Origin of the sequence: Methanobrevibacter arboriphilus JCM 13429 = DSM 1125, assembly GCF_002072215.1 — an archaeon.
In the GTDB taxonomy this organism is placed as follows: domain Archaea; phylum Methanobacteriota; class Methanobacteria; order Methanobacteriales; family Methanobacteriaceae; genus Methanobinarius; species Methanobinarius arboriphilicus.
Genome location: NZ_JXMW01000028.1, coordinates 38,839 through 65,529, shown reverse-complemented (window position 1 = coordinate 65,529; position 26,691 = coordinate 38,839). Strand labels below are relative to the sequence as shown.

Sequence of the window (26,691 nt, the reverse complement as noted above, 5' to 3'; positions counted from 1 at the left end):
GGAATAATTCGGAGTCATGCTTAGATCCTTTATGTATTAACATGGTCAATGGTTGTCCAGTGTGATAATCAAGTGCTAAAGTTAATTTAAATCCTATATAAAACCCTTTTGAAGCTGATTTGGCCCAATAAAGCCCTTTTTTCTCGAGAAATTTTTTAGTGTAATTTTGCTTGTTCCAGTTCATATCAACCTGTATATCGGTTCCATCAATTAAAACTGTGCGTTTTCCTCTTTTAATTGGTTTAAATTCCTTATTTAATGTTTTAATCACGAATTCAAGTATTTGATTTTGATTAAATCTTGCCAAAAATTCATATATTTGATTTGATTCTGGAACTTGATTAAATCCTAAAGACTTTCTCAACTCATGGCTTCTTTTAAGCTCACTAACAACGTATGAAATATCTGATGCGAAAAACATACTCATTAAAACTATTTTAAAATTAACAACACCTTTTTTAACAGGTTTAATTCCATTTCGAGTGAATTCCTGATGAATTTTCCTAGAATCGATAATTTTAAATATATTCAACAACAATATCCATTTAGGGTCTTTTTCATCATAAATAATTGGTATTTTCATTTTTATCATCAATAAAACTTTGTTAATACCAATATTTATATTTATCGATTTAAAAGACCCTAAAAAATAAAATAAAACTCATAAAAAATGTACTTTTAAAAACAAAAAATAATCCAACATAAAAATAATGAAAATAAGGCTAATGAAGCCCTCAATTCTAGAAAAAAATCTAGCACCCTAAATTATTTTTATAATTATTTTTAATTAATTCATATTTTCAAATTATTAAATATTACTTTTTAAATAATATTTTTATAAATACTAGTTTTTACAAATACTAGTTTTAATAAATAATATAGCTTTAAAATACTTTTTTATGTTTAATAATCTTTATATCTAATATTTTTAATAATAATAAGATTTTTAAAATTATCAAAGCAAACTATCAAAGAATATGATTAAAAATAGCCAATAAATAAAATAATCAATATAGGGATTAAATGAATCCAAAAATAATATATAGATTATAATGAATCCAAAAATATTTTTAGTTCAGATAAATTATTCACAATATGCTTAGAATCTAAATTATTAATCTTAGGTCTGTTTACTAGTATAACATCAATTCCCAGTTCATGTGCAGCTTCTATTTTTGAAGGAGCACCGCCAATTTCACCACTTTCTTTAGTAATAATAACATCAATATCTAATTCTTTCATTAATGATTTATTAAATTCTTTTGAAAAAACTCCCTGCATTGCTATTATATTCTCACCATTAATTCCAAAAGAATTACATTTTTCAATAGAAGATTTAACTGGAAGAACTCTTACAAAAAAGTTTTTTAAATCTATATCATATTTTAAAATTGTTTCAATAGTATTTACACCTGCTAGATGAAGGATATTTTTAGATTTGAACTCATTAGATAATAATTTTCCTGTTTCTTCAAAAGAATCAACAAATATTATTGAATCCTTAAATTCTGAATAATCAACATCAGGTCTTTCAAAACGTATGTAAGGAATATTAGCTATTTTAGAAGACTCTATTGCAGTTGATGTAACATTAGATGCAAATGGGTGAGTTGCATCAATAAAAGCATCAAAATTATTATAATTATTATAATTATTATTAGTATTATTATAACTATTATTTATATTACTATTATTAATACCACCATTAGTGTTATTATTTTTATTAATAGTAGCATTATTGTTATTATTATTGTTATTATTAATATTATTATTAATATCCGTATTATTGTTATTACTAATATTACCATTATTAAAGTTATTGTTATTAATAGCATTAGTATTATTTTTGTTATTAATAATATTACTATTATTAAAGTTATTTTTATTATTAATATTAATATCCACATTCTTGTTATTATTATTACTATTAAGATCAGTGATAATATCAAGTATTTCTTCTTTAGGTAAAGGTTTACCTATTACTTGATTTGAACCTGCATCTTTAGCTAATTTAGCACCATAATCAGTAGTAGTTGTAGTTAAAATATAAGGAGAATGTTTAGAAGAATATTCATGTCTTAGAAATTTAATTATATTAATAGAATCTTTTGTTCCACCCATTAAAAAAATTCTTAGCCTAGAAGATTTATTATTCATTATATTCTCCATAAATTAAACATTCCTATATATATATATCAATTTTTAGTCATAAATCTATTCAAAATTTTCTCAGAAGCAAGAATAGTAGCAGCTACAATCACAATTAATATCCATTCAGTAATACCTATTGCAGTTGTTCTGAAAATTCCTTGTAAATAAGGTAAATAAATTACTAAGAGCTGTAATAAAAATGAAATTGAAATAGCTATCCAGAAAAAGTTATTTTTCTCATTTGAATTTGCTCTATTGTTGATTGCATTGAATAGCTGATACATTACAAATACTGTAAAAGCAACAGTAGTTGATATTTTTATATTTCCATCAGTAGAACTCAATTCATAGAAATAAAGAGCTAAAGTACCAACAGCCATTACAACACCTGCAATAATTATCCTAGTGAGGGTGTTTTTGTTTAATATATTTCCTTTTTCTGGTGCCCTATTCATTATATTATCTTCAGCACCTTCTGTACCAAGTGATTGAGCAGGAGGTCCATCCATTATAATATTTATCCAAAGAATTTGAATAGGGTTAAATGGAACTGGTAAACTAAGTAAAGATGCAGAGACAATTGTTAAGATAGCTCCGACATTTGTTGAAACTTGGAATTTAACAAAACGTTTTATATTATCGAATATTTTCCTTCCTTCTTTAATAGCTTGAACAATAGTTGCAAAATTATCATCCTGAATAATCATATCAGAGGATTCTTTTGAAACATCAGTTCCACTTCCCATAGCTACTCCAATTGAAGCTTTTTTAAGTGCAGGAGCATCATTCACCCCATCACCAGTCATTGAAACAACATTCTTATGTTTTTGAAGAGCTTCAACAATTCTAACTTTTTGTTCTGGATATACCCTAGCATATACTTGAACATCTTGTACTACATCCATAAACTGATTTTCATCAAGTTTATCAAGTTCTGCACCAGTTAAAACTTTTCCATCAGTAAAAATCCCAATTTCTTGTGCAATTGATGATGCAGTAGATTGATGATCTCCAGTAATCATTACAACTTTTATTCCAGCTGTTTTACATGATGCAACTGCATCTTTAGCTTCTTGTCTTGGAGGATCCATCATTCCAGCTAAACCAACAAATATAAGGTCTTTTTCAACCTCATCAGGATCTTCAATTAAATTATTAATACCATCATAACTAAGATCAATATCTTTATCACTAGCTTTATCATTATTATTTTCAACTTTTTTATAAGCAAGTGCTAAAACTCTAAGGGCTGAACTTGTCATCCCCTTGATATTATTACTAATAGTTTCCTTAGTTTCATCCTCAAGAATTTCAATAGTTCCATCATTATCTATATATTTACATAAACTTAAAATGATTTCTGGAGCACCTTTACTAAAAACATACAAATTATTATCAGTGATTATATCTGAACCATCAGTATTATTAACATTATTATTTATTCTTTCATGAATAGTAGTCATTCTTTTTCTAACACTATCCAATGGGATTTCTTTAATTCTAGGATACTTATTTTCAAGATCAGATTTTAAATATCCATTATCTTCACCATACAACATTATTGCTGCATCAGTTGGATCTCCAATAATTTTTCCATCTTTAATACTTGAATTATTACACAAAGCACAAATTTCAAGTGCTTTTTTCTCATTAGTAAACTTTGCATCTCTTACAGTCATCTTATTTAATGTAAGAGTTCCAGTTTTATCAGTACAAACAACAGTACAAGATCCAAGAGTCTCGACAGCTAAAAGTTTTCTAACAACAGCATTAGATTTAGCCATTTGTTGCATTCCTAATGCAAGAGTAAGTGTTAAGATAGCTGGAAGACCTTCAGGTACAGCAGCAACAGCTAAGGAAACAGCAGTCATGAATGTTGAAACAAGGTCATGCCCCTGGAAAAATTGTAAAGCAAAAACAAGTACACAAACAACAACAGCTATAAGTCCTAGTGTTTTACTTAAATTAGCTATCTTCTCCTGTAATGGTGTTTTTGTATCTTCATCCTGAATCATTTCAGCTATTTTACCAATAGAAGTATTCATACCAATAGCTATTACAATACCCATACCCCTACCAGAAATAACATTAGAATCCATATAAGAAAATCTCTTTCTTACATTTTCATCATGCGAACTTTTATCAATATTTAAAATAGCATCTTCATTACCTTCAACACCACTACCTTTATAGCTGATATCACTATTACTATCTTTAAGTACAGGTAAAGATTCTCCAGTAAGAGAAGATTCATCTATTTTTAAATCAGATGTTTCAATCATTATAAGGTCTGCGGGAATCTTATCTCCTTCTTCCACAACAACAATATCCCCAATAGTAAGTTCAGTTCCAGATATTTTCTCAAATTCCCCATCTCGCTTTACTACTGCTTCTGTAGATACTAAACTTTTTAATTTTTCCATAGCTTTTTCAGCACGGTATTCTTGAATAAAACCAATAACCGCGTTTAATATTACAACTATTAAAATTACTATAGAATCAACAACTTCACCTACAAAAAATGCTGCTATAGCTGCTACTATTAAAAGAGCGATTAATATATCTACAAACTGCATGAAAAATAGTTTAATAGGATGATCCTTTTCATCTTCCTCTAATTCATTCTTACCATATTTAACTAAACGAATATTAGCTTCATCTTGAGTTAAACCATTAGCACCAGTTTCATATTTTTTAAAAATCTTATCTAAACTAGTCATTAAATCCCTTATTCCTTATAATAAAATATATAATTAAATTACTATATTTATATGATTAATTTAATATTGCTATATATGATTAATTTAATAATTAATTATCATAATTACTTTATTATATATTAATTATTATATCATATAGTTAAATTACTATATTATATAATTAAACCAGTATATTTTCAATTAACAATAAATAAAGAGTAATTATTTATTAAAATAAAATTAATTAAATAATTATGAATATTCATATTTATTAATAATTATGCTTATACATATTGATTTTTTATAGTTTTTTATATTTTTTATAATTTAGAAGTTAAAAATAAGAAATAATAATAAAAAATAATAATAAAAATATTAATAAAAATAATATTAAAAATAGTATTAAAAATACTATCAAAAGTATTATTAAATATATTACTAAAAGTATTATAAAATATATTACTAAAAATATTTTTAAAAGTATTAATAAGAATATTAAAGCTAATAATATAATAAAAGGTTAATATTTTGTTTTTATATCTTGAATACCTTTACTTTCATAAAAAATAGCTTTTTTAAAATTAACAAGTCTCATTTTTAATTTTAAATTTAAATCTTCATTGAATAAAGGTTTAATAATCAGATCAGCACCTACTTCAGATGAGATATTCTCAATATAAGGTTGAATTTCTTGTGGAGGGCGAATAGAATATATTAAGTCAGCCCCATGGTAAATATCCATATTAGGATTTCTAACATCATCAAAAAGAATATTTTTATTTGAAGGACTAATATCAGTCGCTATAAAATTTATATTACTACAATTAGAACAATTAAGAAGGTACTTTGAAACTCCAAAGAATTTACCGATAGCTATTTCAATAATTTTGCAATTAGAATCCTCAAATTTATCACTAATATTATTACAATAACTAACTATATATTCCCCAAAATCATTCCACATATTATCTTCCAAAAATACTATAACTAATACTAATATTATAATAATACAATATAATACAATACACATTGCAAATAATACTAAAAATATTATAAATAATACTAAATACAATAAAAATAAATAATTAAAGATTAATTAAGAGAATGAGGGAACATTAAAATGCTCCACCACCCCCACCACCTGAGCCTCCACCGAAGCCTCCACCACCAGAAGAGGAATCAGCAGAATTAGCTGTGGATATTCCAGAATCAAAGCTTGAAAACAATAAGTATGTACCACCATAACTATAAAAGATATAGCTATCACTAGAATCCAAAACTTCTCCAGGTATTAGTTTCTCCATAGCTTTTTGAACAGATTTTGCAACACCTAATGCAGTTGCATAAACTAAATATTTATTCCATATAGCAATAGAACTTGGAGGGTGCTCTTTAATCAAACTAAAATCATTTAAATATTTTTTAAAATTATTCCATTTTTCTTCATTTTCCCTACCTTCAATAGTCCAACGCCCAAAAATATGATTAGGTAAGATTACAGTTATAATAGAAACTATAAGTAATAAAATTGAGGCATAAAATAAGTTACTTAAAGATGCAACAAAGTTAAATGGTATAAAATCAGTTAATATTAAAAATAATAATAATCCTGATAAAACAATTCCTATAATTCCTACTATAATAGCTAGATCATACCCCTTAGAAATAAAGAGTCTTTCAATACCAATATTTGCTTCATATTCAACATCACTAGACCAAGTTTTGAAATACTCTCTGAACTTTTTAGCATGAAACTCATCTTTCATATCATTTTCAAACTTATGTAAATCAAGCTTGTTTTGATTATCTGCAAATACTTTTAAAACATCAAAAGCTCTTTTTTCGGAATTTTCAAGATTTGACTTATCCAAACTATCATCAAAACTTATAGAAGGACTGTTCGATTCTTCTTCATTTTTTGATTTAGTAGAATAATTATCATCAAAATTTTCCATTTTAATATATTTTTTGTTTACTAAATTTAAAATCGTAGCTTTAAAAGCATTCATATCCACAGAACCAACATTACCTTTATATAATGCATTTACAAAGGCAGGAGATTCTTTAGTAGGAGGTTCATGTTCATAAATCCCTTGATATGTAATTTTAGGTTCTCTTCCATATTTAAAGTATATAAAAACAGGAATAATAGCTATTAGAATCATGAGTATAGCTAAAACATTATAAAATACTCCAAAAAAATTTGTTCCATCTTCATATTCCTTTTGTAAATTTTCAAAGCTAGCTACACCATTTCCTTCATTAATATTAGCATAAGTTGGATCATTAAAGTAATCTTTAGGTAAAACCATCCTTAATTCAAGAAGATCTCCAGAATTTATCGGATTAGAAGTAGATCTAATAGTATTTCCATCCCAATTATCACTTAAAACTAAATCAGAAGGGTTTAACCAATATTTTACCCCAGTGTTATTGTTTAAATGAACATATGTATTGAGTTTACCTAAATTAAAATCCCATCCACTTCCCCATAAAGTATAATGAAGAGTAGCTCCATCATTGTATAAGTTGATAACATTTAAAAAATCATACTCATAAGTTACCTCAACATCTTTATTAGTAACAGGAATCGTTTTTTCAGAATTTGAATATAGATAAACAGTTATATCTTCCTGATCACCATTTCTACTAGAATTAAATGTGGAATAAGCACCTTTTGTAGTGATTTTAAGATTTTCAATTGATTCCCCAGTTTTTAATGGAATATACCTATTAACACCGCGATAAGTTCCAGAAAAAGAATAATGTAATGTTTCAACTACATGAATACTACCATTTTCTTGAATATATAAATTAATATTCGCAAATGGAACAGAATAACTTCTATCTCCATCCTCTGCAAAGTTAGCACTAGTGAAAATAGCTAAAGAAATAAAAGCTAATAAAAATATAAGAATTAGTGATTTTTTATCCATAGATAAAAACCTCTTTATTAAAAACACTAAAATTTAACAGATGGAGTTGCCTTATCAGATTCATTAGCTTCAAAGAAATCAGCTTCATTAAAATGAAATAAAGAAGCAATCAAATTTGATGGAAACATTTGACACTTATTATTATACATCAAAACAGTATCATTATAAAACTGACGAGAATATGCTATTTTATCTTCTGTTTCAGATAATTGCATCTGTAAATCTTGGAAATTCTGACTAGCTTTTAAATCAGGATAATTTTCAGCTACAGCAAAAAGAGATTTAATAGCTTCAGTCAATTGATTATTAGCATCTTCAGCTTTTTTAACAGAATCTGCATTCATTAAATTAGATCTTGCTTCAGTAATATCAGTAAATACAGTTTTTTCATGACTTGCATAACCTTTAACAGTTTCAACTAGATTTGGAACTAAGTCTATTCTTCTTTTCAATTGAACATCAATCTGAGCCCATCCATTTTTAACTTTATTCCTTGCACCAACAAGACCATTATATAATCCCATTATGACTAAAAGAATTATAACTATAACTATTCCTATTATTAAGTATAACCACCACATATTCACACCTTATTTTTATACAATTCATATTTATGAAACATTAATAAAAGATCTTTTTTAGTAAAAATCATTAAATATCTAAATATTATCTTTCTAAATATTATCTATCTAGTATTATCTATCTAATCTATCTAATATTATCTTGATTAATTTTTATTGTTGATTTTTATCTTTATTAAATTATTTTAACCAATAAATTCTATAATTCTTATAATTAAAATAATACATTTATATCCTAATATTTTTAATTAAAACTATTTAAGATTTACTAAAAAACTAATGAAATAAATATAACCCGATAATAATCTAAAGATAGAAATTTTTTAAGATAAGAAAAAAATTAAAATAAATTTAAAATAAGTTTAAAATAAATTTAAAATAAATTTAAAATGAAATTAAAATGAAATTAAAATGAAATTAAAGTGAAATTAAAATAAAGTGAAAAATTAACTAAAAATAAAAAATTAAAGAATAAAAATAAAACTAAAGAATAAAAAATATCACTAATCTAAAAAATAAAATTAAAAATAATAAAAAAATAAGAATAAGAATAATAATAAAAAAATACGCCGAGACTGGGATTTGAACCCAGGCGGAGAAAATCTCCACAGGATCTCAAGTCCTGCGCCTTACCTGGCTAGGCTATCTCGGCAAATACAAAAGATAATGCATAATAAATAAAGTTACAGAAAGATAAAGCTATCTAATTGTAAAATTAAAACTAATAAATTTTAATAAAATTAAAATATAGCTATAAATATAGCTAAAATAAAATCTAATAAAAATTAAAAGTTTAAGATTAACTGATTAGTTAAAATTAACTTTTAAGCTCTATTTCAATACTTACATTGTCTGGAACATTGACTTTCATAACTTGTCTCATTGCTCTTTCATCTGCTCCAATTCCAACTAATCTTTTGTGAATTCTCAATTCCCATTTTTCCCAAGTAGCTTTTCCTTCTCCATCAGGAGACTTTCTAGTTGGAACTACTAACTTTTTAGTTGGTAATGGAATTGGACCTGAAAGATCTACACCAGTCCGTTCAGCAATCTTCTTAAGTTGATCACAGACAAAGTTGAGTTTATTTGGGTCAGTTCCAGTAAGTTTAATTCTTGCTTGATGCATTTTTACCCTCCAAAAAAATAAAAAGGTATTAATCCATAAAAATGAATAATTAATAGCTATTAAAGTAATAGCTAAAATTATTATAATTATTTAGCAGGTTCAATACCGATACACATACCAGCAGCTACGGTTTGACCCATATCTCTAATAGCGAATCTACCCATATGAGGGATATCTTTAATGTTTTCAATAACCATAGGTTTTGTTGGTTTAACTTTTACAATAGCTGCATCACCAGTTTTAAGGAAGTCAGGGTTTTCTTCTGCTACTTGACCAGTCTTAGGATCTAATTTTTTAGACAATTCTAAGAAAGTACATGCAACCTGAGAAGTGTGACAGTGGAATACAGGGGTGTATCCTACAGTGATAACACCAGGGTGTTGTAAAACAACGATTTGAGCATCAAATTCTTTAGCTACAGTAGGTGCATCGTTAGTGTGTCCAGCAACATCCCCTCTTCTAATATCATTTTTACCTACACCTCTAACATTAAATCCAACATTGTCACCAGGTTCAGCTTGGTCAAACATTTCGTGGTGCATTTCAATAGATTTAACTTCTCCAGAAGCTCCAGCAGGTTCAAATATGACATCTTCTCCTTTTTTCATTATACCAGTTTCTACTCTTCCAACCGGTACAGTTCCAACTCCAGTGATAGAGTAAACATCTTGAATAGGTACTCTTAACGGTAAGTTAGTTGGTTTTTCAGGTGCTTTGAAATCTTCAAAAGCAGGAATTAAAGCTTTACCTTTGTACCAAGGAGTGTTAGAACTAGGTTCAGAAATGTTATCTCCTTCAAATGCAGAAATAGGGATGAAAGGAACTTCAGATGGTTTGTATCCAATAGAAGCAATTAAAGTTGAAATTTCATCTTTAACTTTGTTGAATTTATCTTCAGCATAATTAACAAGATCCATTTTATTAACTGCTATAATCAATTGTCTGATACCTAATGTCATAGCTAAATAAACATGCTCTTTTGTTTGTGGTTGGACACCATCCACAGCATCTACTACTAATACTGCAGCATCTGCTTGGGAAGCACCAGTAATCATGTTTTTAACGAAATCTCTGTGTCCTGGACAGTCCACAATTGTATATTCGTATTTAGGAGTTTCAAATTTTGCATGAGCTAAATCGATTGTAACCCCTCTTTCTCTTTCTTCTCCAAGTTTATCCATAATAAACCTGAATTTATTTTCACCTTCATCTAATTGTTGTTCAGCGATTGCCCCGGATTGTAATAAAACGTGTCCTACGAGAGTGGATTTTCCGTGGTCAACGTGTCCAATAAATGCTAAATTTATATGTTCTTTTTCTTTTGCCATAATAAAAACCTCATTTCTAAATAATTAATTTATTATTAACATTTTTAAGTTTTTTAATATTTTTAATATTTAATATAAACATTTCATTAGTTAATTTTAGTAGTTAAATTAAGTTAATGTTTTAACTTAATTAAATTTGAACTTTCCTATATAAAAACTTACCCATTATATTAGCATATAATAGATCATAAATATTTTAAATAAATATTTTATTAATATTTTATTAATATTTATAATAGTTTAAAATGTTTTATTTTATAATATAATTTATAATATAATATTTTATTTTATAATACTTTATAATAAAAAATAAAGAAATAAAAATTTAAATATTATCTTATTAATTTATCTAAACACTATCCAATATAATGTTCAGGACCATAAGGTTCAGGAGATAATCCTTTTCTTTCTCTTATTTCTCTAATAATCTGCTTTTGCAATTCATTTGGTAATCTTTCAAAACCTGCATTTTCAGTAGACCATAAACATCTACCTTCAGTAGCAGACCTAATATCTCCTGCAAAACCAAACATTTCAGCAACAGGAACCTTAGATTCAATTGATGCCATATCTCCCTCTTGCCCCATATCAACAATTTGACCTCTTCTATTTTGAATTTCACGAGTAGCATTACCCATATAATCCTGAGGAGTATTGATAAATACTTTTTGAATTGGTTCAAGTAATGTAGGTTGAGCCATCATAATTGCAGCGAAAATAGCTTTCCTTATAGATGGAAGAACTTGAGCAGGTCCTCTGTGAACTGCATCTTCGTGAAGTTTAGCATCTACAAGCTTAAATTTCAATCCCATAGCTATTTCATTGGATATTGGTCCTGCATCTAAAGCTGATTCAAATCCTTCAATTAAAAGCTCTCTAACTTCATCCAAGTATTGAATACCACGAGTTGCATTAATGAATATACTTTTATTATAAACATCCCAAACTTTACGAGCTTCTTCTTTTTCTAAACCACTTTCAATGAAGGTTGTAGCCATCTCTTTACCTTTAACTCTACCTTCTTTAATAGTTCCTTCATCAATTGCATCATATACAGATTGATCCAATGGTTCAACTGTGATATAGAACCTATTATGCTTATTAGGAGACTTACCTTCAACTGGATTTTCGATTTTCCCAGCTACAGTTTCTCTGTAAACAACGATTGGCTCAGAAGTTTCAATTTCAACACCTTTTTCATTGATTCTGTATGTGATAATTTCCAAGTGAAGTTCACCCATACCAGAGATTAAATGTTGACCAGTTTCCTCATTAATATCTACACGAACAGTAGGATCTTCTTTAGAAACTTGTCTTAAAACTTCAATCAATTTAGGAAGATCTTTAGTATTTTTAGCTTCAACAGCTACAGTAACAACAGGTTCAGATATATGTTCTATGCCTTCAAACTCTTTTATCTTTTTACTAGCATCACAAATAGTTTCACCAGCAATAGCTCCCTTAGCACCAGTTATTGCAACAATATTACCTGCAGGAACTTTATCAGTGTTAACTCTTTCTGCACCAAAGAATACTCCAACCTGTTGAGCTCTCGCTTTAGCATGAGAGCCTACTAAAAAGACTTCACTACCTTTTTCAATAGTTCCACCATAAACTCTTCCAGTTGCAATTTCACCAGCATGCTTATCAATACTAACATTTGTCACCATAACAGCCAAAGGACCTTCAGAATCAGTATGGATCATTGCTTGACCTTCTTCAGTTTCAATATCTCCATCCCAAATAGTTGGAACCCTATAAGCTTGTGAAACTAAAGGACTTGGTAAATGCTCAACAACCATACCAAGTAAAACTTCAGTAATTGGTACTTTCTGTGCTAACTCTTTTTGGTTTTCATTATCACAGTAGTCAATAATATCTTTAAAGTTTATACCAGATTTTTGCATAATAGGAATATTTATTGCCCAGTTATGATAAGCAGAACCAAAAGCAACACTACCATCAGTAACATCAACTTTCCATTCATCTTTTTTATCTTCTGGAGCCATACCCTTGATAAGTTTATTTGCTTCAGCAATTATTTTAAGAAACCTATTTTGAAGCTCTTCAGGCTCAAGTTTTAACTCATTTATTAATCTATCAACTTTGTTAATAAACAAAACTGGTCTAACATTCTCTTTTAAAGCTTGCCTAAAAACAGTTTCAGTTTGAGGCATGATACCTTCAACAGCACAAACAACAACAACTGCACCATCTACAGCTCTCATTGCACGTGTAACATCTCCACCGAAATCAACATGTCCTGGAGTATCAATTAAGTTGATTAAATAATCATTATTATCAAACTTATGAACCATAGAAACACTTGCAGCATCAATAGTAATACCTCTTGCTGATTCCTGTTCATCAAAATCAAGACTTCTTGCATCACCAGCTAGCTCTTCAGAAATCATACCTGCACCTGCAAGCAAGTTATCAGATAAAGTAGTTTTACCATGGTCAATGTGAGCCACAATTCCAATATTTCTGATAAATTTAGGTTGATACATTAATTCCTTAATCTTTTCAATCATTTTAGTACGTCTACTCACAAAAATCACCTATAATTAACATGTATCTCATTAAATACATATTTAATAATCCATATTTTAATTAATGTGCAGCTCTAGCTACTCTTTCTTTCTCTTCTTTTTTACCAATAGCAAAACTTCTGGTATCATGTTCAGAAGCAAGAATCAACTCGTCAGCTAAACATTCAGCTACTGATCTTTTATTTTTAAAAGCAGATTGTAAAGTTCCTCTAGTCAAAAAACCTAAAGCAAGATCTACTCTTCTTTGTGGTGCTATATCAACGGCTACTTGATAACCAATACCACCATATTTAATTCTTGTAGTTTCTTCACGAGGAGAAGTATTTTCTACAGCTTTAACAAGAACTTGAATAGGATTTTGTTTAGTTCTTTTATTTATTATTTCAAAAGAATCTTTAACAATATTGTAAGCTTTATTTTTCTTACCAGAATTCCTTTGAGTTCTCATTATTTTATTCATTAATCTTTCAACGATTGAAACTTTAGATTTAGCAAACTGTCTTCTAACATGCCTACCTAATGTGTGAGGAACTAAAGTTTCATCTAAGCATATATAGTTAATTAAACCTAAATCTTCAATTTTAATTTCTTTTAGGTCCCATTTTTCAAAAACTTGACTCATCAAATTACCTCTTTAAATAAATTTGAGTTGTAGTTATAATTATCTTACTGGTTATCTTACTGGCTTTTCTATTTTACCAATAACCATCTGTTCTAAAGAAACATTGTTAACTTTACTTACTTTCCAACGAACACCTGGAATATCACCCATAGATCTTCCAGAAGGTCCACCGATTCCTTCAATCATAACTTCATCATGCTCATCAATAAATCCAATAGCACCATCACCTGGAGCAAATGCAGTTAATTGTTTACCATTTTTGATTAATTGAACACGAACACATTTTCTTATAGCAGAGTTAGGCTGTTTAGCCTCAATTCCTACTTTTTCAATAACAATTCCTCTAGCTTGAGGTGCTCCTTCAAGAGGGTCTGCTTTTACATCTAAACGTAAAGCTTTCCTTTTGTAGTCCACATCTTTCCACTTGAAATTTTGTCTATTCTTTTTAAGCTTTTTTGCAGCAAAAAGTCCTGGCATAAATAATTCCTCTTTAATTTTTAATTTTATTAATTTTAGTAATTTAAACTATCTACCAATTAAATTAGTATTATTAAATATTATTAAATTAGTATTATATATTAAATTAGCATTTTTAAAATAATATTATTATAATTTAGCATTATCTAATTTAATATTAATTAATCTATATTAACTAATCTAGTATTGATTAATTTATTATTAATTAAATTAGTATTAATTAATCCAATATCAATCAATCTAATATTAATCAATCTAATACCATTTATATTATAATATATTAAATTTAATCCTATATAATAGACATACAATATATAAATAACCATGCCGTTAGCTATGAGTAGCTTACAGTCTAAAAAACATTGAATTTAAAAAATAAGATTTCAATCTTAAAGTATATCAAATATCAATGACATTTATCTATATAGTAGGTTATACTGTTAAATCCTAAATGGATTTTTTAATTAATATGTAATTAAGTATGATCTATAGCAATTTGGCACACAATAGCTATAGTCTAAATTTTTTTAGTCTTTTAAGATATATTAAGATGGAAAAAATTTAACTCATTACTATATATTTTAACCATATCTATTATAAAAATATATTAATTATAACCTTTATAAATCTTGTGAATTATTTTAGAATTTATTAATAATTTTATCAATAATTTGTCAATTTATTAAATATAATAAATATAATAATAAACATAATTCTTTGCAAAAAGTAATTTTTTTATAAATAATATATTCTTTATAAATATTCTATTTCTTATAAATAATTTTTTATAGATAAACTATTCTTAAATAATCTATTCTTAAATAGCTTATTCTTAAATAACATATTCTTTATTAATACTATTTTATAATAATATCTTTTATAAATAGTATTTTTATTAATAATCTTTTATAATAGTCTTTTTTATAAAATTTTTTATAAATACTTGTTATTTATTTTAAATATTAAAATAATTTTATAATCAGGATTATAATAAAAATAATATTGAAAGCATCATTTTAAAATGATGCTGCTAATATTGTGCTGTCTTTTAGCTAACAACTTAGCTCTTTCAATATTATGGCCATTTTTACCAATGGCAATTCTCTTATTTGTAGAATCAGCAACTACTGTAGCTACTTTTTCCTTATTTTCTTTTTGAAGTACCTTAATAGATTTAAGTTCAGCAGGAGCCATTATATTCTTTATAAATTCAGTCATGTCTTCAGAATGTTCAATTATTTCAACACCCTTATCAACAGCCTTTTGAACTTTAGTAACAGTACTTCCACCTTTACCAATAGCTAAACCCATATCACCATTTTTAACAACAAAAGTAACTTTGCCATTATCTTCATCAATAATACAGTCTTTAACCATTGCTCCAGTCATACTCTCAAATAGAGCTATGTATCTTATTTCATTCGCATTAAATTTAATAGACACAAAAATCTACCCCTACTTAGATATTATTTCTAATATAGTAGAATCTCCTGGATCGTTTATGACTAATGTAGCCACAGTAAAAGGTTTACCGCAAACAGAACCTAATTCAACACTAGTTCCTTCGAAAGTGTGAACTGGGATTTCTGAAAGTTTTGAATAATACTCTACATCTTCTAAAATTTCATTAGGACTATTTTGAGCAACAACTACTAATTGTCCTTTACCTAATTTCAAAGATTGAATTGATTTTTCAGAGCCTAAAGTGACATCACCTGTGTCAACTGCTACTCTAATTCCTCTATCTACGTCCATCATCTGCCTCCTTCATTATTTCTTAGATTTATTTGGTTTCATGACGACACCGACTGAACCGGTACCGAGGGGTATAGGTTGTCCTATGATAATGTTTTCGATAATTCCAGTTAATTTATCAACTTCTCCACGTATACTTGCACGGAGAAGATGTTTACCAGTTTCTTCGAATGCTGCACGAGCAAGAACACTAGATTTCTCACCACTAATACCATGACGACCAATAGAACGAACCATTCCTTCAGAAGTCATCATATCAGCTACTAACATAATGTGTCTAACATCAACACTAAGACCCTGTTCTTCAAGAGTACGAAGAGCTTCATTAATAATAGAATTACGAGCAGCTTCAATACCTAAAACAGTTTCAATTTCATGAATATCATTTGTGGTGGTTCTAACTCCATCTACACCATCAATTTTTAAAATATCACCAAGATTTGAACCTTCGGTATGGATGATCCATTCATCCTCTCTTCTTATAATGACTTTTCCAATATTCTTAATACCACTTATCTGTAAGTCACGAACTTTATCTGCAAGAAGTCTAAGTTCTCTTATAGTTTGTTTTGCAGGTTCAAAAACAATGACATTTTCTTTTATATTTGATTTTTTAAATGCTTTCTCAATGTTAGCTAAAATCTCTTTAATATCAAGTCTTTTATCTTCAATTTTTTCTTCATCAAGTATTGCTTCAACTTTCATTTCAGCATAATTAATATAAAAATCTCTCAAGATATCATTTAAAGTACTTTTACCAATACGGTTAGCTAACTTTTTAACAAACTCCTCATCATCTCTATATTCTTCATCAAAATAAATAGCCATGGTTGGAGTTGAAATCTTTTTTCTTGCATCAACAATTTCAATAAGTCTTGGAAGACCTAATGTAACGTTTAGCTCAGCTACTCCCGCATAGTGAAAAGTACGCATAGTCATCTGAGTACCTGGTTCACCAACAGATTGAGCAGCAACTGTACCAACTGCTTCTCCAGCTTCAACTTTAGCTCGATCATAAGCTTTTCTAACTTTAATTATTAGTTTTTCAAGTTCAATATCAGTAAGTTCTCTTCTAACATAAGCTTCTGCAATATCATGAATATAACTTTCTGGAAAGTCTGCTTTTTTCTTTTTAGCTAACTTCTCTACTTTTTCAATTATTTTTTTGTCAATTCCCATTTCTTCCACAAAAATCACCTAATCAATACTCATAAAATAATAGCTAATTTATTTAACCCTCATTTCATCAATGATTTTATCTAAGTCTGCAGCTTTACCATAATCACTTTTAGCAGGATCTACACCATCTTCACCAAACATTGTTTGAATAACCATTCCCCGATTATCAGTGACTAAACCGCTTTCTCTTACATTAAGGTCTTGAAGAGCATTGACAAGTCTTCTTTGCATATATCCACTTTGTGCAGTACGAATAGCAGTATCAACTAACCCTTCTCTTCCTCCCATTGCATGGAAGAAAAATTCAATTGGATCAAGTCCTTCCTTATAACTTGAATGAACAAATCCTCTTGCTTTTGCACCAAGTTCATTCTTTCTAAAATGAGGTAAAGTCCTTTCGATATAACCTCTATCAATACGACCCCCACGAACAGATTGCTGACCAACACAAGCAGTTATCTGAGTTAAGTTAAGCATGGAAGCTCTAGCACCAGTAGTAGCCATTATAACAGAATGGTTATCCATTCCAAAGTAACTTTCAGCGATTTCGCCAGACTTATCCCTTGCTTCACCAAGAACTTGCATGATTTTCATTTCAAGAGTTTCCTCTAAGCTTCTTCCAGGTAATGCTTCAAGTTCATCATTTTCATAAGCTTCTACTAATTTATCTACCCTTTCTTCAGCACTATAAAGATGAGCTTCAATTCTTTCTTTAGCTTCATCTGGGATTTCCTCATCATTAGTACTTGTAGTAATACCTACTTTCATAATACCAGAAATAGCAAGATCTGTAGATGCATCAAGGAACTTTCTTGCTTCATTAGAACCGTATTCCTTCATTATAGTATCTAATATTTTACCAGAGAAAGAACCATAAGCTTTTTCATCCATAGCACCAGAGACAAGTTCTCCATCTTCAATAACAACATAAGCATCATATTCACATTCTTTTAGCATACATTCGTCACATTTTTTACAAATTTCTGCTTTATACTGCATATTAAGATTTTCTGGAAGTAATAAACTAAATATTTCTTTTCCAGTCCAGTCCCGGTGTTTCCTTTTAGGAATTGGAAGTTTAGCTTTTCTAATAATTTGGAAAGCTTGTTCTTCAGTGAAATTTGAACCAGTCCTTGTAAGTAAATATGCTCCAGAAATATGATCGTGAATAGCTCCAATAATTGGTCCACCAAATCTAGGAGATAATATATGTTCTTGAACTCTCATAAGAGATTTAGCTTCAGCTCTTGATTCGTCAGTCTGGAAAACATGCATATTCATTTCGTCTCCATCAAAATCTGCATTATATGGAGGACATACACATAAATTAAGTCTAAATGTTTTATATGGTAGAACTTTAACTTCATGAGCCATCATAGACATTCTATGAAGAGAAGGTTGACGGTTGAATAATACAATATCTCCATCTTTTAAATGACGTTCTACAATAAAACCAGGTTCTAACATTTCAAGTATTGCTTCTTTTGTTTCATCTAAAACTCTTATTTTCCTACCATCAAGTCTAATAACATAATTAGCACCTGGATGAACCTTAGGACCATTATTAATATGTTCTTTCATTTGTTTAATATTCCAATCATTAACATGAACAGGAACTGTAACTTCCTTAGCTATCATCTCAGGAACACCAACCTCATTAATACTAATATTAGGGTCTGGAGAAATTACAGTACGTGCAGAGAAATTAACCCTTTTACCTGAAAGATTACTTCTAAACCTACCTTCTTTCCCTTTAAGTCTCTGAGCTAATGTTTTAAGTGGTCTTCCAGACCTATGCCTAGCTGGAGGAACACCAGATGCCTCATTATCAAAATAAGTAGTAACATGATATTGTAATAATTCCCAAAGATCTTCTACAATTAGCTGAGGAGCTCCAGCTTCCATATTTTCAACTAATCTTTGATTAATTCTTAGAATGTCAACAAGTTTATGAGTTAAATCATCTTCAGAACGTTCTCCAGTTTCTAAAGTAATAGAAGGCCTTACTGTAACAGGAGGAACAGGTAAAACAGTTAAAACCATCCATTCTGGCCTAGCAACTTCTGGGTTAACTCCTAAAATATAAGCATCAGAATCAGTGATTTTTTCCAATTTTTCCCTTACTTCACTAGGAGTTAACTTGTAATCTCCTTCAATTATTGAAATTGGCTTATCAATTTTAATATCTTCTTGTTCTTCATCACAATGAGGACATTTATCTCTTCTAGCTGTAACATAAATCTCTTTAACAATATCATTAATACTTTCATCATTTTTCTTCAAAGCATCAATTTTTGCTCTATAATCCTCAATTTCAGTATCTGTTAAAAGTATACGGCCACAAGAGTTACATGTAGATCTTAAGATTTTGTGAATGGTATCACCAAAACCTACATGAATTACAGGTCTTGCTAGATCTATACTACCAAAATGTCCCTGACATTCTCCTCCTTTAGCACCACAAGCACGACATCTTAAACTTGGGTCAATAACTCCTAAATGAGGATCCATTAATCCATTTTCAATAGGATATCCATCTTCATCATAGGTATCTGGAGTTTCAATCTTAGTAACAGACATTTTTCTAATATCATCTGGAGACATAAGCCCAAAGTTAATTTGAGAAATCTGTTTTATTATTCCTTTCAAAATATTGGCTCCTTAATAATTCCTAATTAATTATAATAATATTCATAATTTCCATATTCATCATAATTCTAATAACATCATAAAATCTAATATTATAAAATTCTAATATAATGACAAATTTATATAAACTTTATAATAATTTTATAATAACTATATAATAATTTTATAATAATTTTATAATAATTTCATAATTATGCTTTATCCTCTAAAACTAATTTAGGGAATATACATAAACTTTTAAGTTCATCTAAGAGAAGTTTAAATGCATAAGAAATTTCAACAGGGTATGAATCAACATCACCACAAATAGGACAGTATTTTTTATCTCTAATTTTATCATATACTGAAATCATACCACAATCACCACAAATAATAGCTTCATATTTATCAGATTCATCTAGAAGTCTTTCTTTAAGTGCTAAAGCTGCTCCATGAGCAATTAAACAATCTCTTTCCATTTCTCCAAATCTTAAACCACCTTCACGAGCTCTACCTTCAGTAGGTTGACGTGTAAGAACCTGAACTGGTCCCCTTGAACGAGCATAGACTTTATCAGTAGTCATGTGATGAAGTTTCTGATAGAAAGCTACTCCAACAAATATTTCAGCTTCAATTCTCTCCCCAGTCATACCATTATAAAGAGATTCACAACCAGCTGATTCAAAACCATTTGCTTTTAAAGATTCTTTAAGTTCTGCTTCTAAATCTTCATTAAAGGGAGTTCCATCAATTCGCTGCCCTTCCATACAGCCAGCTTTACCAGCAACCATCTCGATTACCTGACCAACAGACATTCTTGAAGGAATAGCATGAGGATTAACTATTAAATCTGGAACAACACCCTCTTCTGTAAATGGAACATCCTCCTGAGATAATATAAGACCAACAACACCTTTTTGACCGTGTCTTGAAGCAAATTTATCTCCAAATTCAGGTTGTCTAGTATCTCTGACTCTTATTTTTGCTAACTTACTTCCTTCTACAGTTTCTGTAAATAAAACTGCATCAACGATACCTTTTTCACCATGCCTTACAGTAACAGAAGTTTCCCTTCTTCTTTCAGCCACAGTTCCAAACTCGTCAATTTCTTCTAAAAATCTTGGAGGAGAAGTTTTTCCAATTAAAACATCCCCAGATTCAACATAAGACTCTGGATTAACAATACCATCATCATCTAAGTGACGATAAGCTTCTTCAGAACGATACCCTCTTACTCCTTTTTCTGGAATTTCAAACTTATCTTCTTGTCCACCAGGATATCTTCTTTCAGAAGCTTCATAAGATCTAAAGAATGAAGATCTAGACATTCCTCTTTCTAAAGAAGATTTATTTAAAATCAATGAATCTTCCATATTATAACCTTCAAAAGACATTACTGCTACAACAAAATTCTGTCCAGAAGGTCTTTTATCATAATTAGTAGCATCAATGATACGTGTTTTAACTAAAGGTGTTTGAGGATGATGTAAAAGATGAGCTCTTGTATCAGTACGTAATCCATAGTTAGAAACATAAAGTCCTAATGCTTGTTTTGTCATACCCGCTTCCATAGTATTCCTTGGAGATGAATTATGATCAGAAAATGGAATAATTCCTGCACAAATACCTAACATAGTAGATGGATCAATTTCCAAATGAGTATGATCTTCATTCAAATAATTTAATCCCATAGCAATATATGAATTCTCTTCTTCTTCAGCATCAAGATACTCAATAACCCCCATGTTTATAATATCATCCCATTTAAGCTCACCATCAGCTATTTTTTCAATGTGCTCATCTTTAAGTAAAGGAACACCATTTTTAACCAAAATTAAAGGCCTTCTAGCTCTTCCAGGATCATTGAATATATATATTTCATCAGTTTCATCATAATAAGTAATATTCATTTCATCAGAAACTTCGCCTGACCTTCTTTTTTCTCTCATCTCAGTGACGAAATTTTCAGGATCTTCACAATTTCCGATTAATTCCCCATTTATATAAATCTTAGCTTTATTCACCTAACTCCTCCAATAAAAAATTAAGTAACATTTACATCATGAATAAATAATAATCAATAATTAATATTTAATGATTAATATTTAATAATTAATATTTAATAATTACTAGTTAATGATTAATTATAATAATTAATTATGAATAGTTAATAATAATTATAATAATTTATTTTATAATTTTAATTTTTACTCCAAAATGCCCATTTCTCTAATTGCTGTTTTAATATCTTCAGGATCTGAACCCTCAGAAATTTTACACATCAAAGCTAAATTTTTTACTAACCCACAATTAGGACCTTCAGGAGTTTCATTAGGGCAAATTTTACCAAATTGAGTTGGATGTAAATCCCTAGCTTCAAAATGAGGTTGACTTCTACTTAATGGAGAAACAACCCTTCTAAGATGTGAAAGTGTTCCCATGTAACTAGTTCTATCAAGTAGCTGACTTACACCAGCTCTTCCACCAACCCAATTACCAGTAGCAATAGCATGTTTAATATTTTCAGTCAAAACATCAGACCTTACAGCTTGTCTAATTGAAGGCTCTTTACCACGAGAAATACTTCTTTCAAGCTGATAACTCATATCTCTTGTAAGACTTGTAAATGCAACACGGAATAAATCTTCCATCAAATCACCAGAAACACGAAGTCTTTTATTAGTATAATGATCCTTATCATGAGGTTCTCTCATTTCATATATTACTTGAAGTAACATTTCACACATTTCAGCAAGATAAATAGCTTTACTTCCTCTCCTATCTCCTTCTACACCCATGTGTGGAAGCAAATACCTATCAATAACATCTTCAGCACGTTTAATACGATATTCTTCAGTCATGCCTTTTGCAACACGATTACCAATATATTTAATAGCTGCCTTTTGAAGATATTCTTCTCTCTCTTCCTTATTAAGACTTTCCATTTCTTTTGAATCGAGTTTTAATGCTGCTTCTGAAACTTGTATATCATCAGCTACAACCATTTGGAAATTAAAATCATCAGAGATAGCAGTGATAATTTCTTCATCAGTAGAAAGACCCAATGCTCTAAGCAATATTACAAGAGGAATTTCACCAGGAACATATGGGAAGGATATTCTTAAAAATACTCCACTTTTTCTTGGTTTTCTATATTCAAGAGAAATTCTTGCTCTAAAACCACTTTTAATAGAAGTAACAATAGCTTTAGCACGCCTATCTTCAATTTCACCAAGGCGTTCTAATATTATTTTATTTGGAGCTATTTCTTCCATAGTAACAACAGCTCTTTCAGAACCATTAACAATGAAATATCCACCAGGATCTTGTGGATCTTCACCTTTAGCTAAAAGTTCATCTTTATCAAGACCACTTAAATGACAAACATCAGATTTCAACATTAAGGGAAGTTCTCCAATATAAACTTTTTCAAGTGGATTTTCCTCTTCCCCATGATCCAATGCCATCTCTAAATACATATGTGCAGAATAAGTTAAATTTCTAAGCCTTGCTTCAGTAGGATAAATTAAACTCTTAGAACCATCAGCTTCTTTAGTAAATGGTTTTTGAATCTCAATTTTACCAGTCCTAAGTATATATTCTCCTTGTTCAAGAGTAATAGGCTCAGTTATATCAATAATATTTTGTATACGGTTATTTACAAAGTCATTATATGATTTAATGTGATGATCAACCAAATCATATTTATCAAAAAATGCGTCTACCAATCCCCATGTATTATTTTTCATGGACTTCCTCCAAAATAAAGTCTATATTAAAGTATGTTAAAGTATTATTATTAAATATATTAAGTTAATATTAGAATATATTAAGCTATATTAGAATATATTAGAATATATTAAAATATAATTAATTATATTAAATTATATTAGAATATATTAAATTATACAATATTAATATGAAAGATTATATTAAATCATGCAATATTAATATGATATTATTATATAATAATTATATAATGTTCATATTATATAATGCTTATATTAATATTAATTATATAAATGTAAATTATTAAATGTAAATTATGAAATAATATAAATTATGTGACCATAGTAATATAAATCATGAATAATATATTAAACAAAAAACAAAACTCAAAAAGCCATTTTATTCAAATAATAGACTTTATAATATTATAATACAGCTAATTAGATGATATTATAAATATTTGAATATGACTAATTAAATATATTTTCAGTTCAAATTTTTTAGCAGATTAGTAATTTATCAAGTCATATATCACATATATAAAATAGCTTTAATAGCTATTATTCACAAGTTCAGATATCAATTTACGATATCAAATTCAGTAAAATAAAAAACATAGAATTTAATAAATATTGCCAAATGATATATTAGATTCCCATAAATGTATAACCATAATGTATTTATATGTATTATCGTATTTATATGTATTATCAATATATAATTATAAAAAATATTAATTTATATATAGAAAATATATACAAATTAATAAGATATAATAATTACTAATAACAATTCTTAAATTTCATTAAACAGTACTTAACCAACAATAACCGAATTAATTATTTTATAATAAAAAAATTATCTTATAATAAAAGCTATTTATTATAATTTTCATCATATATTAGAATTTTATCATTATATTATTATATGTTATATATTATATATTTAGCTATATATTATATTTTTCTGATAATATATAAAAATATAATATTATAAAATTATTATAAAAGTTATAATGAATTAATATTAATCCAAATTATTTGATTACAGCGCTTAATATATTAAACTAATGTGATTAAAGCTGCCTAATGGTAAAGCTACCTAATGTAACTAGTCAACTAATCTATAAGTAATAAAAGTTCCAGCAGTAGGACTATCACGTGTAATTTCTAAAATATCTCCTTTTTTAGCATCAATAGATTTAACAACAGGATCATTAATCTTAATTTTAGGAAGATGCTCTATTTCAAAATCTAGATCTTTAAAAATTTTTTCTATTTCTGATTTAGATAAAACAGCATGACTTGGAACAAGTTCATGCTTTAAAATATCTTTACTCACAATATTTCCTCCGGATAAGAAAATTTAAATATAAAATTAGAACGGGCCCGACGGGAATTGAACCCGCGGCCGCTTGGTTAAAAGCCAAGCGCTCTGCCAGACTGAGCTACGGGCCCTGATTGAATACAAACAATTTATATTTAAATATACTTTCTCAAATATGTGCAATATAATTTAATAACAATTAAACTAGTAAATCAAACTAGTAGCAATTAAAAGTTGGTAACAATGAACCAATAATTATTTATCCACATACTATCTCAAATATACTAAATATATACAACGTATTTTAATTTAATACTTTAAATATATATTTAAACGCCCTGGCCGGGATTTGAACCCGAGTCGCGGGCTCGACAGGCCCGCATGATAGCCCCTACACCACCAGGGCAGGATTTAAATTTATTATACTAATTATTATATAATATTTAATACTATATAAATGTTTAACTATAATAACAAGTTAAAGAACTAAATTTTATTAAAATCAATTATAATTACTAAAAATTAATTCATGAATTTAATTATACATTATAAATTTTATATATTTATAATAAATTAAATTAATATAATCTTTAATGAATACAATCAACACATTATAGTTATAAAATTACTTATATATAAAGCTTATGGTTTTATATAAATTTCAAATAAAATAACGCAATTGTCTTAATTATTAATTAGTATTAAATTTGAATTTCTATATTTAATTTGAATTTTAATGCTTTAATATAAAATCCCGCCTGCCGGACTTGAACCAGCAACATTTGGATCTACAGTCCAACGCTCTGCCAAATTGAGCTAAGGCGGGCATTGATAATGGGACCACCCGGATTTGAACCGGAGTCTCAGGCTCCCAAAGCCCAAAGGATCGACCAAGCTACCCTATGGTCCCAAATTTACTTAAGTTAAACTATTCATTATGTTAGGATAATTTGTTTGAATTATACAAATCAAAACTCTATCACCCAGCACATTATAGTATGTTAAATTTAATCATATATATACTTTTTCATATTTTAACAAGTTATAGAATAATATTTTACATATTTAATTTTTTAAAGTTTATTACAATAAATATTGAAAGAAATATTTATAAAATCTAAGAATCTGCAAAAATCTAAGAATTAATAAAAATCTAAGAATCTATAAAAGTATAATAGCTTATAAAAGTTTAAGAATTTATAGAAATCCCTTCATATTATATCACAGATAAAAAAATTCTTTAAATAAGATACTAGTTAAAAAGACAATATATTTCAATCCAACATGTATGATAATAGTTTTGAAAGCCCCGGACGGGAATTGAACCCGCGACCACGAGATTACAAGTCTCGCGCTCCACCAGACTGAGCTACCGAGGCACATGTTTACATCATTCAATAATGCAACATCACTCTTTTAGTTTATTTTAGCTTAAATACTTTTCTAAATTTATAATTTTAATATTTCTTTAAAATAGTAAAAATAAGCATTTATAATATACAAGTATAATATATTACTAAAACTTGTAAAACTTGTAGTTCTTGTAAAAGCATTATCAAGATAATATTTTATTAAACAAGCATATAAATATTATTATATTAT

General features: G+C 28.1%; 18 protein-coding genes and 6 tRNA genes. All 24 read right to left on the bottom strand.

Translation table 11 applies throughout. The features are described 5' to 3' along the window. Positions 1-583: transposase (locus MBBAR_RS09085; RefSeq protein WP_158082574.1), on the bottom strand; the 583-nt coding region annotated here is incomplete at its 3' end. 464 nt (positions 584-1,047) lie between these two features. Continuing rightward, positions 1,048-2,157: a precorrin-6A reductase gene (gene cobK, locus MBBAR_RS09080; protein ID WP_158082573.1), complete on the bottom strand. Its 1,110-nt coding sequence runs from the start codon at positions 2,155-2,157 to the stop codon at positions 1,048-1,050. Between the two features lie 38 nt (positions 2,158-2,195). Next, the gene (locus tag MBBAR_RS09075) at positions 2,196-4,871 is read right to left on the bottom strand and encodes a cation-translocating P-type ATPase (protein WP_080461026.1); all 2,676 of its coding nucleotides are present in this window, start codon (positions 4,869-4,871) and stop codon (positions 2,196-2,198) included. Between the two features lie 499 nt (positions 4,872-5,370). Then, complete coding sequence (locus tag MBBAR_RS09070) at positions 5,371-5,814, bottom strand: UPF0146 family protein (RefSeq protein WP_080461025.1); 444 nt, start codon at positions 5,812-5,814, stop codon at positions 5,371-5,373. A 151-nt stretch (positions 5,815-5,965) separates the two neighbouring features. Continuing rightward, positions 5,966-7,786, bottom strand: coding sequence for a DUF2207 domain-containing protein (locus MBBAR_RS09065; protein ID WP_080461024.1), 1,821 nt, complete (start codon positions 7,784-7,786; stop codon positions 5,966-5,968). Positions 7,787-7,812: 26 nt separating this feature from the next. Next, positions 7,813-8,367, bottom strand: coding sequence for a LemA family protein (locus MBBAR_RS09060; RefSeq protein ID WP_080461023.1), 555 nt, complete (start codon positions 8,365-8,367; stop codon positions 7,813-7,815). A gap of 567 nt (positions 8,368-8,934) precedes the next feature. Then, positions 8,935-9,019: transfer RNA gene (locus MBBAR_RS09055), tRNA-Ser, on the bottom strand. Positions 9,020-9,184: 165 nt separating this feature from the next. Further along, entirely contained in the window at positions 9,185-9,493 is a 309-nt protein-coding gene (gene rpsJ, locus MBBAR_RS09050; protein WP_042703277.1) for a 30S ribosomal protein S10, read from the bottom strand. 86 nt (positions 9,494-9,579) lie between these two features. Next, positions 9,580-10,821 (bottom strand): translation elongation factor EF-1 subunit alpha, encoded by a 1,242-nt coding sequence (gene tuf / locus MBBAR_RS09045; protein WP_080461022.1) that lies wholly within the window; start codon positions 10,819-10,821, stop codon positions 9,580-9,582. A 356-nt stretch (positions 10,822-11,177) separates the two neighbouring features. Further along, complete coding sequence (locus MBBAR_RS09040; RefSeq protein ID WP_080461021.1) at positions 11,178-13,373, bottom strand: elongation factor EF-2; 2,196 nt, start codon at positions 13,371-13,373, stop codon at positions 11,178-11,180. 61 nt (positions 13,374-13,434) lie between these two features. Beyond that, a complete protein-coding gene (locus MBBAR_RS09035; protein WP_080461020.1) occupies positions 13,435-13,995 on the bottom strand; it encodes a 30S ribosomal protein S7 in 561 nt (186 codons plus the stop codon). 51 nt (positions 13,996-14,046) lie between these two features. Beyond that, positions 14,047-14,472, bottom strand: a complete 426-nt coding sequence (locus MBBAR_RS09030; protein ID WP_042703270.1) for a 30S ribosomal protein S12 — start codon at positions 14,470-14,472, stop codon at positions 14,047-14,049. A gap of 1,011 nt (positions 14,473-15,483) precedes the next feature. Further along, a complete protein-coding gene (locus tag MBBAR_RS09025) occupies positions 15,484-15,915 on the bottom strand; it encodes a NusA-like transcription termination signal-binding factor (RefSeq protein ID WP_042703268.1) in 432 nt (143 codons plus the stop codon). Between the two features lie 12 nt (positions 15,916-15,927). Next, positions 15,928-16,230, bottom strand: coding sequence for a 50S ribosomal protein L30e (locus tag MBBAR_RS09020; protein ID WP_197016898.1), 303 nt, complete (start codon positions 16,228-16,230; stop codon positions 15,928-15,930). A 12-nt stretch (positions 16,231-16,242) separates the two neighbouring features. After that, a complete protein-coding gene (rpoA2, locus tag MBBAR_RS09015; RefSeq protein WP_080461032.1) occupies positions 16,243-17,406 on the bottom strand; it encodes a DNA-directed RNA polymerase subunit A'' in 1,164 nt (387 codons plus the stop codon). 48 nt (positions 17,407-17,454) lie between these two features. Further along, complete coding sequence (locus MBBAR_RS09010; RefSeq protein WP_080461019.1) at positions 17,455-20,055, bottom strand: DNA-directed RNA polymerase subunit A'; 2,601 nt, start codon at positions 20,053-20,055, stop codon at positions 17,455-17,457. Positions 20,056-20,246: 191 nt separating this feature from the next. After that, positions 20,247-22,058 carry a DNA-directed RNA polymerase subunit B gene (gene rpoB / locus MBBAR_RS09005; RefSeq protein WP_080461018.1) on the bottom strand — a complete coding sequence of 604 codons (1,812 nt, stop codon included), beginning with the start codon at positions 22,056-22,058 and terminating at the stop codon, positions 20,247-20,249. A gap of 183 nt (positions 22,059-22,241) precedes the next feature. After that, positions 22,242-23,783: a DNA-directed RNA polymerase subunit B'' gene (locus tag MBBAR_RS09000; RefSeq protein WP_080461017.1), complete on the bottom strand. Its 1,542-nt coding sequence runs from the start codon at positions 23,781-23,783 to the stop codon at positions 22,242-22,244. A gap of 1,090 nt (positions 23,784-24,873) precedes the next feature. After that, positions 24,874-25,104 (bottom strand): DNA-directed RNA polymerase subunit H, encoded by a 231-nt coding sequence (locus MBBAR_RS08995; protein WP_211272930.1) that lies wholly within the window; start codon positions 25,102-25,104, stop codon positions 24,874-24,876. A 42-nt stretch (positions 25,105-25,146) separates the two neighbouring features. Then, a tRNA-Lys gene (locus MBBAR_RS08990) sits at positions 25,147-25,220 on the bottom strand. A gap of 203 nt (positions 25,221-25,423) precedes the next feature. Beyond that, positions 25,424-25,495 (bottom strand) — tRNA-Asp (locus MBBAR_RS08985). A gap of 346 nt (positions 25,496-25,841) precedes the next feature. Further along, positions 25,842-25,915 (bottom strand) — tRNA-Tyr (locus MBBAR_RS08980). A gap of 9 nt (positions 25,916-25,924) precedes the next feature. Then, a tRNA-Pro gene (locus MBBAR_RS08975) sits at positions 25,925-25,999 on the bottom strand. Between the two features lie 395 nt (positions 26,000-26,394). After that, positions 26,395-26,468 (bottom strand) — tRNA-Thr (locus tag MBBAR_RS08970). Positions 26,469-26,691 lie beyond the last annotated feature (223 nt).

What these genes read in the sequence shown, in the direction of transcription:
- MBBAR_RS09035 (WP_080461020.1), bottom strand. Translation starts at nt 13,995, where the DNA reads ATGAGTCAAGTTTTTGAAAAATGGGACCTAAAAGAAATTAAAATTGAA.
- MBBAR_RS09000 (WP_080461017.1), bottom strand. Translation starts at nt 23,783, where the DNA reads ATGAAAAATAATACATGGGGATTGGTAGACGCATTTTTTGATAAATAT.
- rpsJ (WP_042703277.1), bottom strand. Translation starts at nt 9,493, where the DNA reads ATGCATCAAGCAAGAATTAAACTTACTGGAACTGACCCAAATAAACTC.
- MBBAR_RS09070 (WP_080461025.1), bottom strand. Translation starts at nt 5,814, where the DNA reads ATGTGGAATGATTTTGGGGAATATATAGTTAGTTATTGTAATAATATT.
- cobK (WP_158082573.1), bottom strand. Translation starts at nt 2,157, where the DNA reads ATGAATAATAAATCTTCTAGGCTAAGAATTTTTTTAATGGGTGGAACA.
- MBBAR_RS09030 (WP_042703270.1), bottom strand. Translation starts at nt 14,472, where the DNA reads ATGCCAGGACTTTTTGCTGCAAAAAAGCTTAAAAAGAATAGACAAAAT.
- MBBAR_RS09075 (WP_080461026.1), bottom strand. Translation starts at nt 4,871, where the DNA reads ATGACTAGTTTAGATAAGATTTTTAAAAAATATGAAACTGGTGCTAAT.
- MBBAR_RS09020 (WP_197016898.1), bottom strand. Translation starts at nt 16,230, where the DNA reads ATGATGGACGTAGATAGAGGAATTAGAGTAGCAGTTGACACAGGTGAT.
- MBBAR_RS09065 (WP_080461024.1), bottom strand. Translation starts at nt 7,786, where the DNA reads ATGGATAAAAAATCACTAATTCTTATATTTTTATTAGCTTTTATTTCT.
- tuf (WP_080461022.1), bottom strand. Translation starts at nt 10,821, where the DNA reads ATGGCAAAAGAAAAAGAACATATAAATTTAGCATTTATTGGACACGTT.
- rpoA2 (WP_080461032.1), bottom strand. Translation starts at nt 17,406, where the DNA reads ATGGGAATTGACAAAAAAATAATTGAAAAAGTAGAGAAGTTAGCTAAA.
- MBBAR_RS09060 (WP_080461023.1), bottom strand. Translation starts at nt 8,367, where the DNA reads ATGTGGTGGTTATACTTAATAATAGGAATAGTTATAGTTATAATTCTT.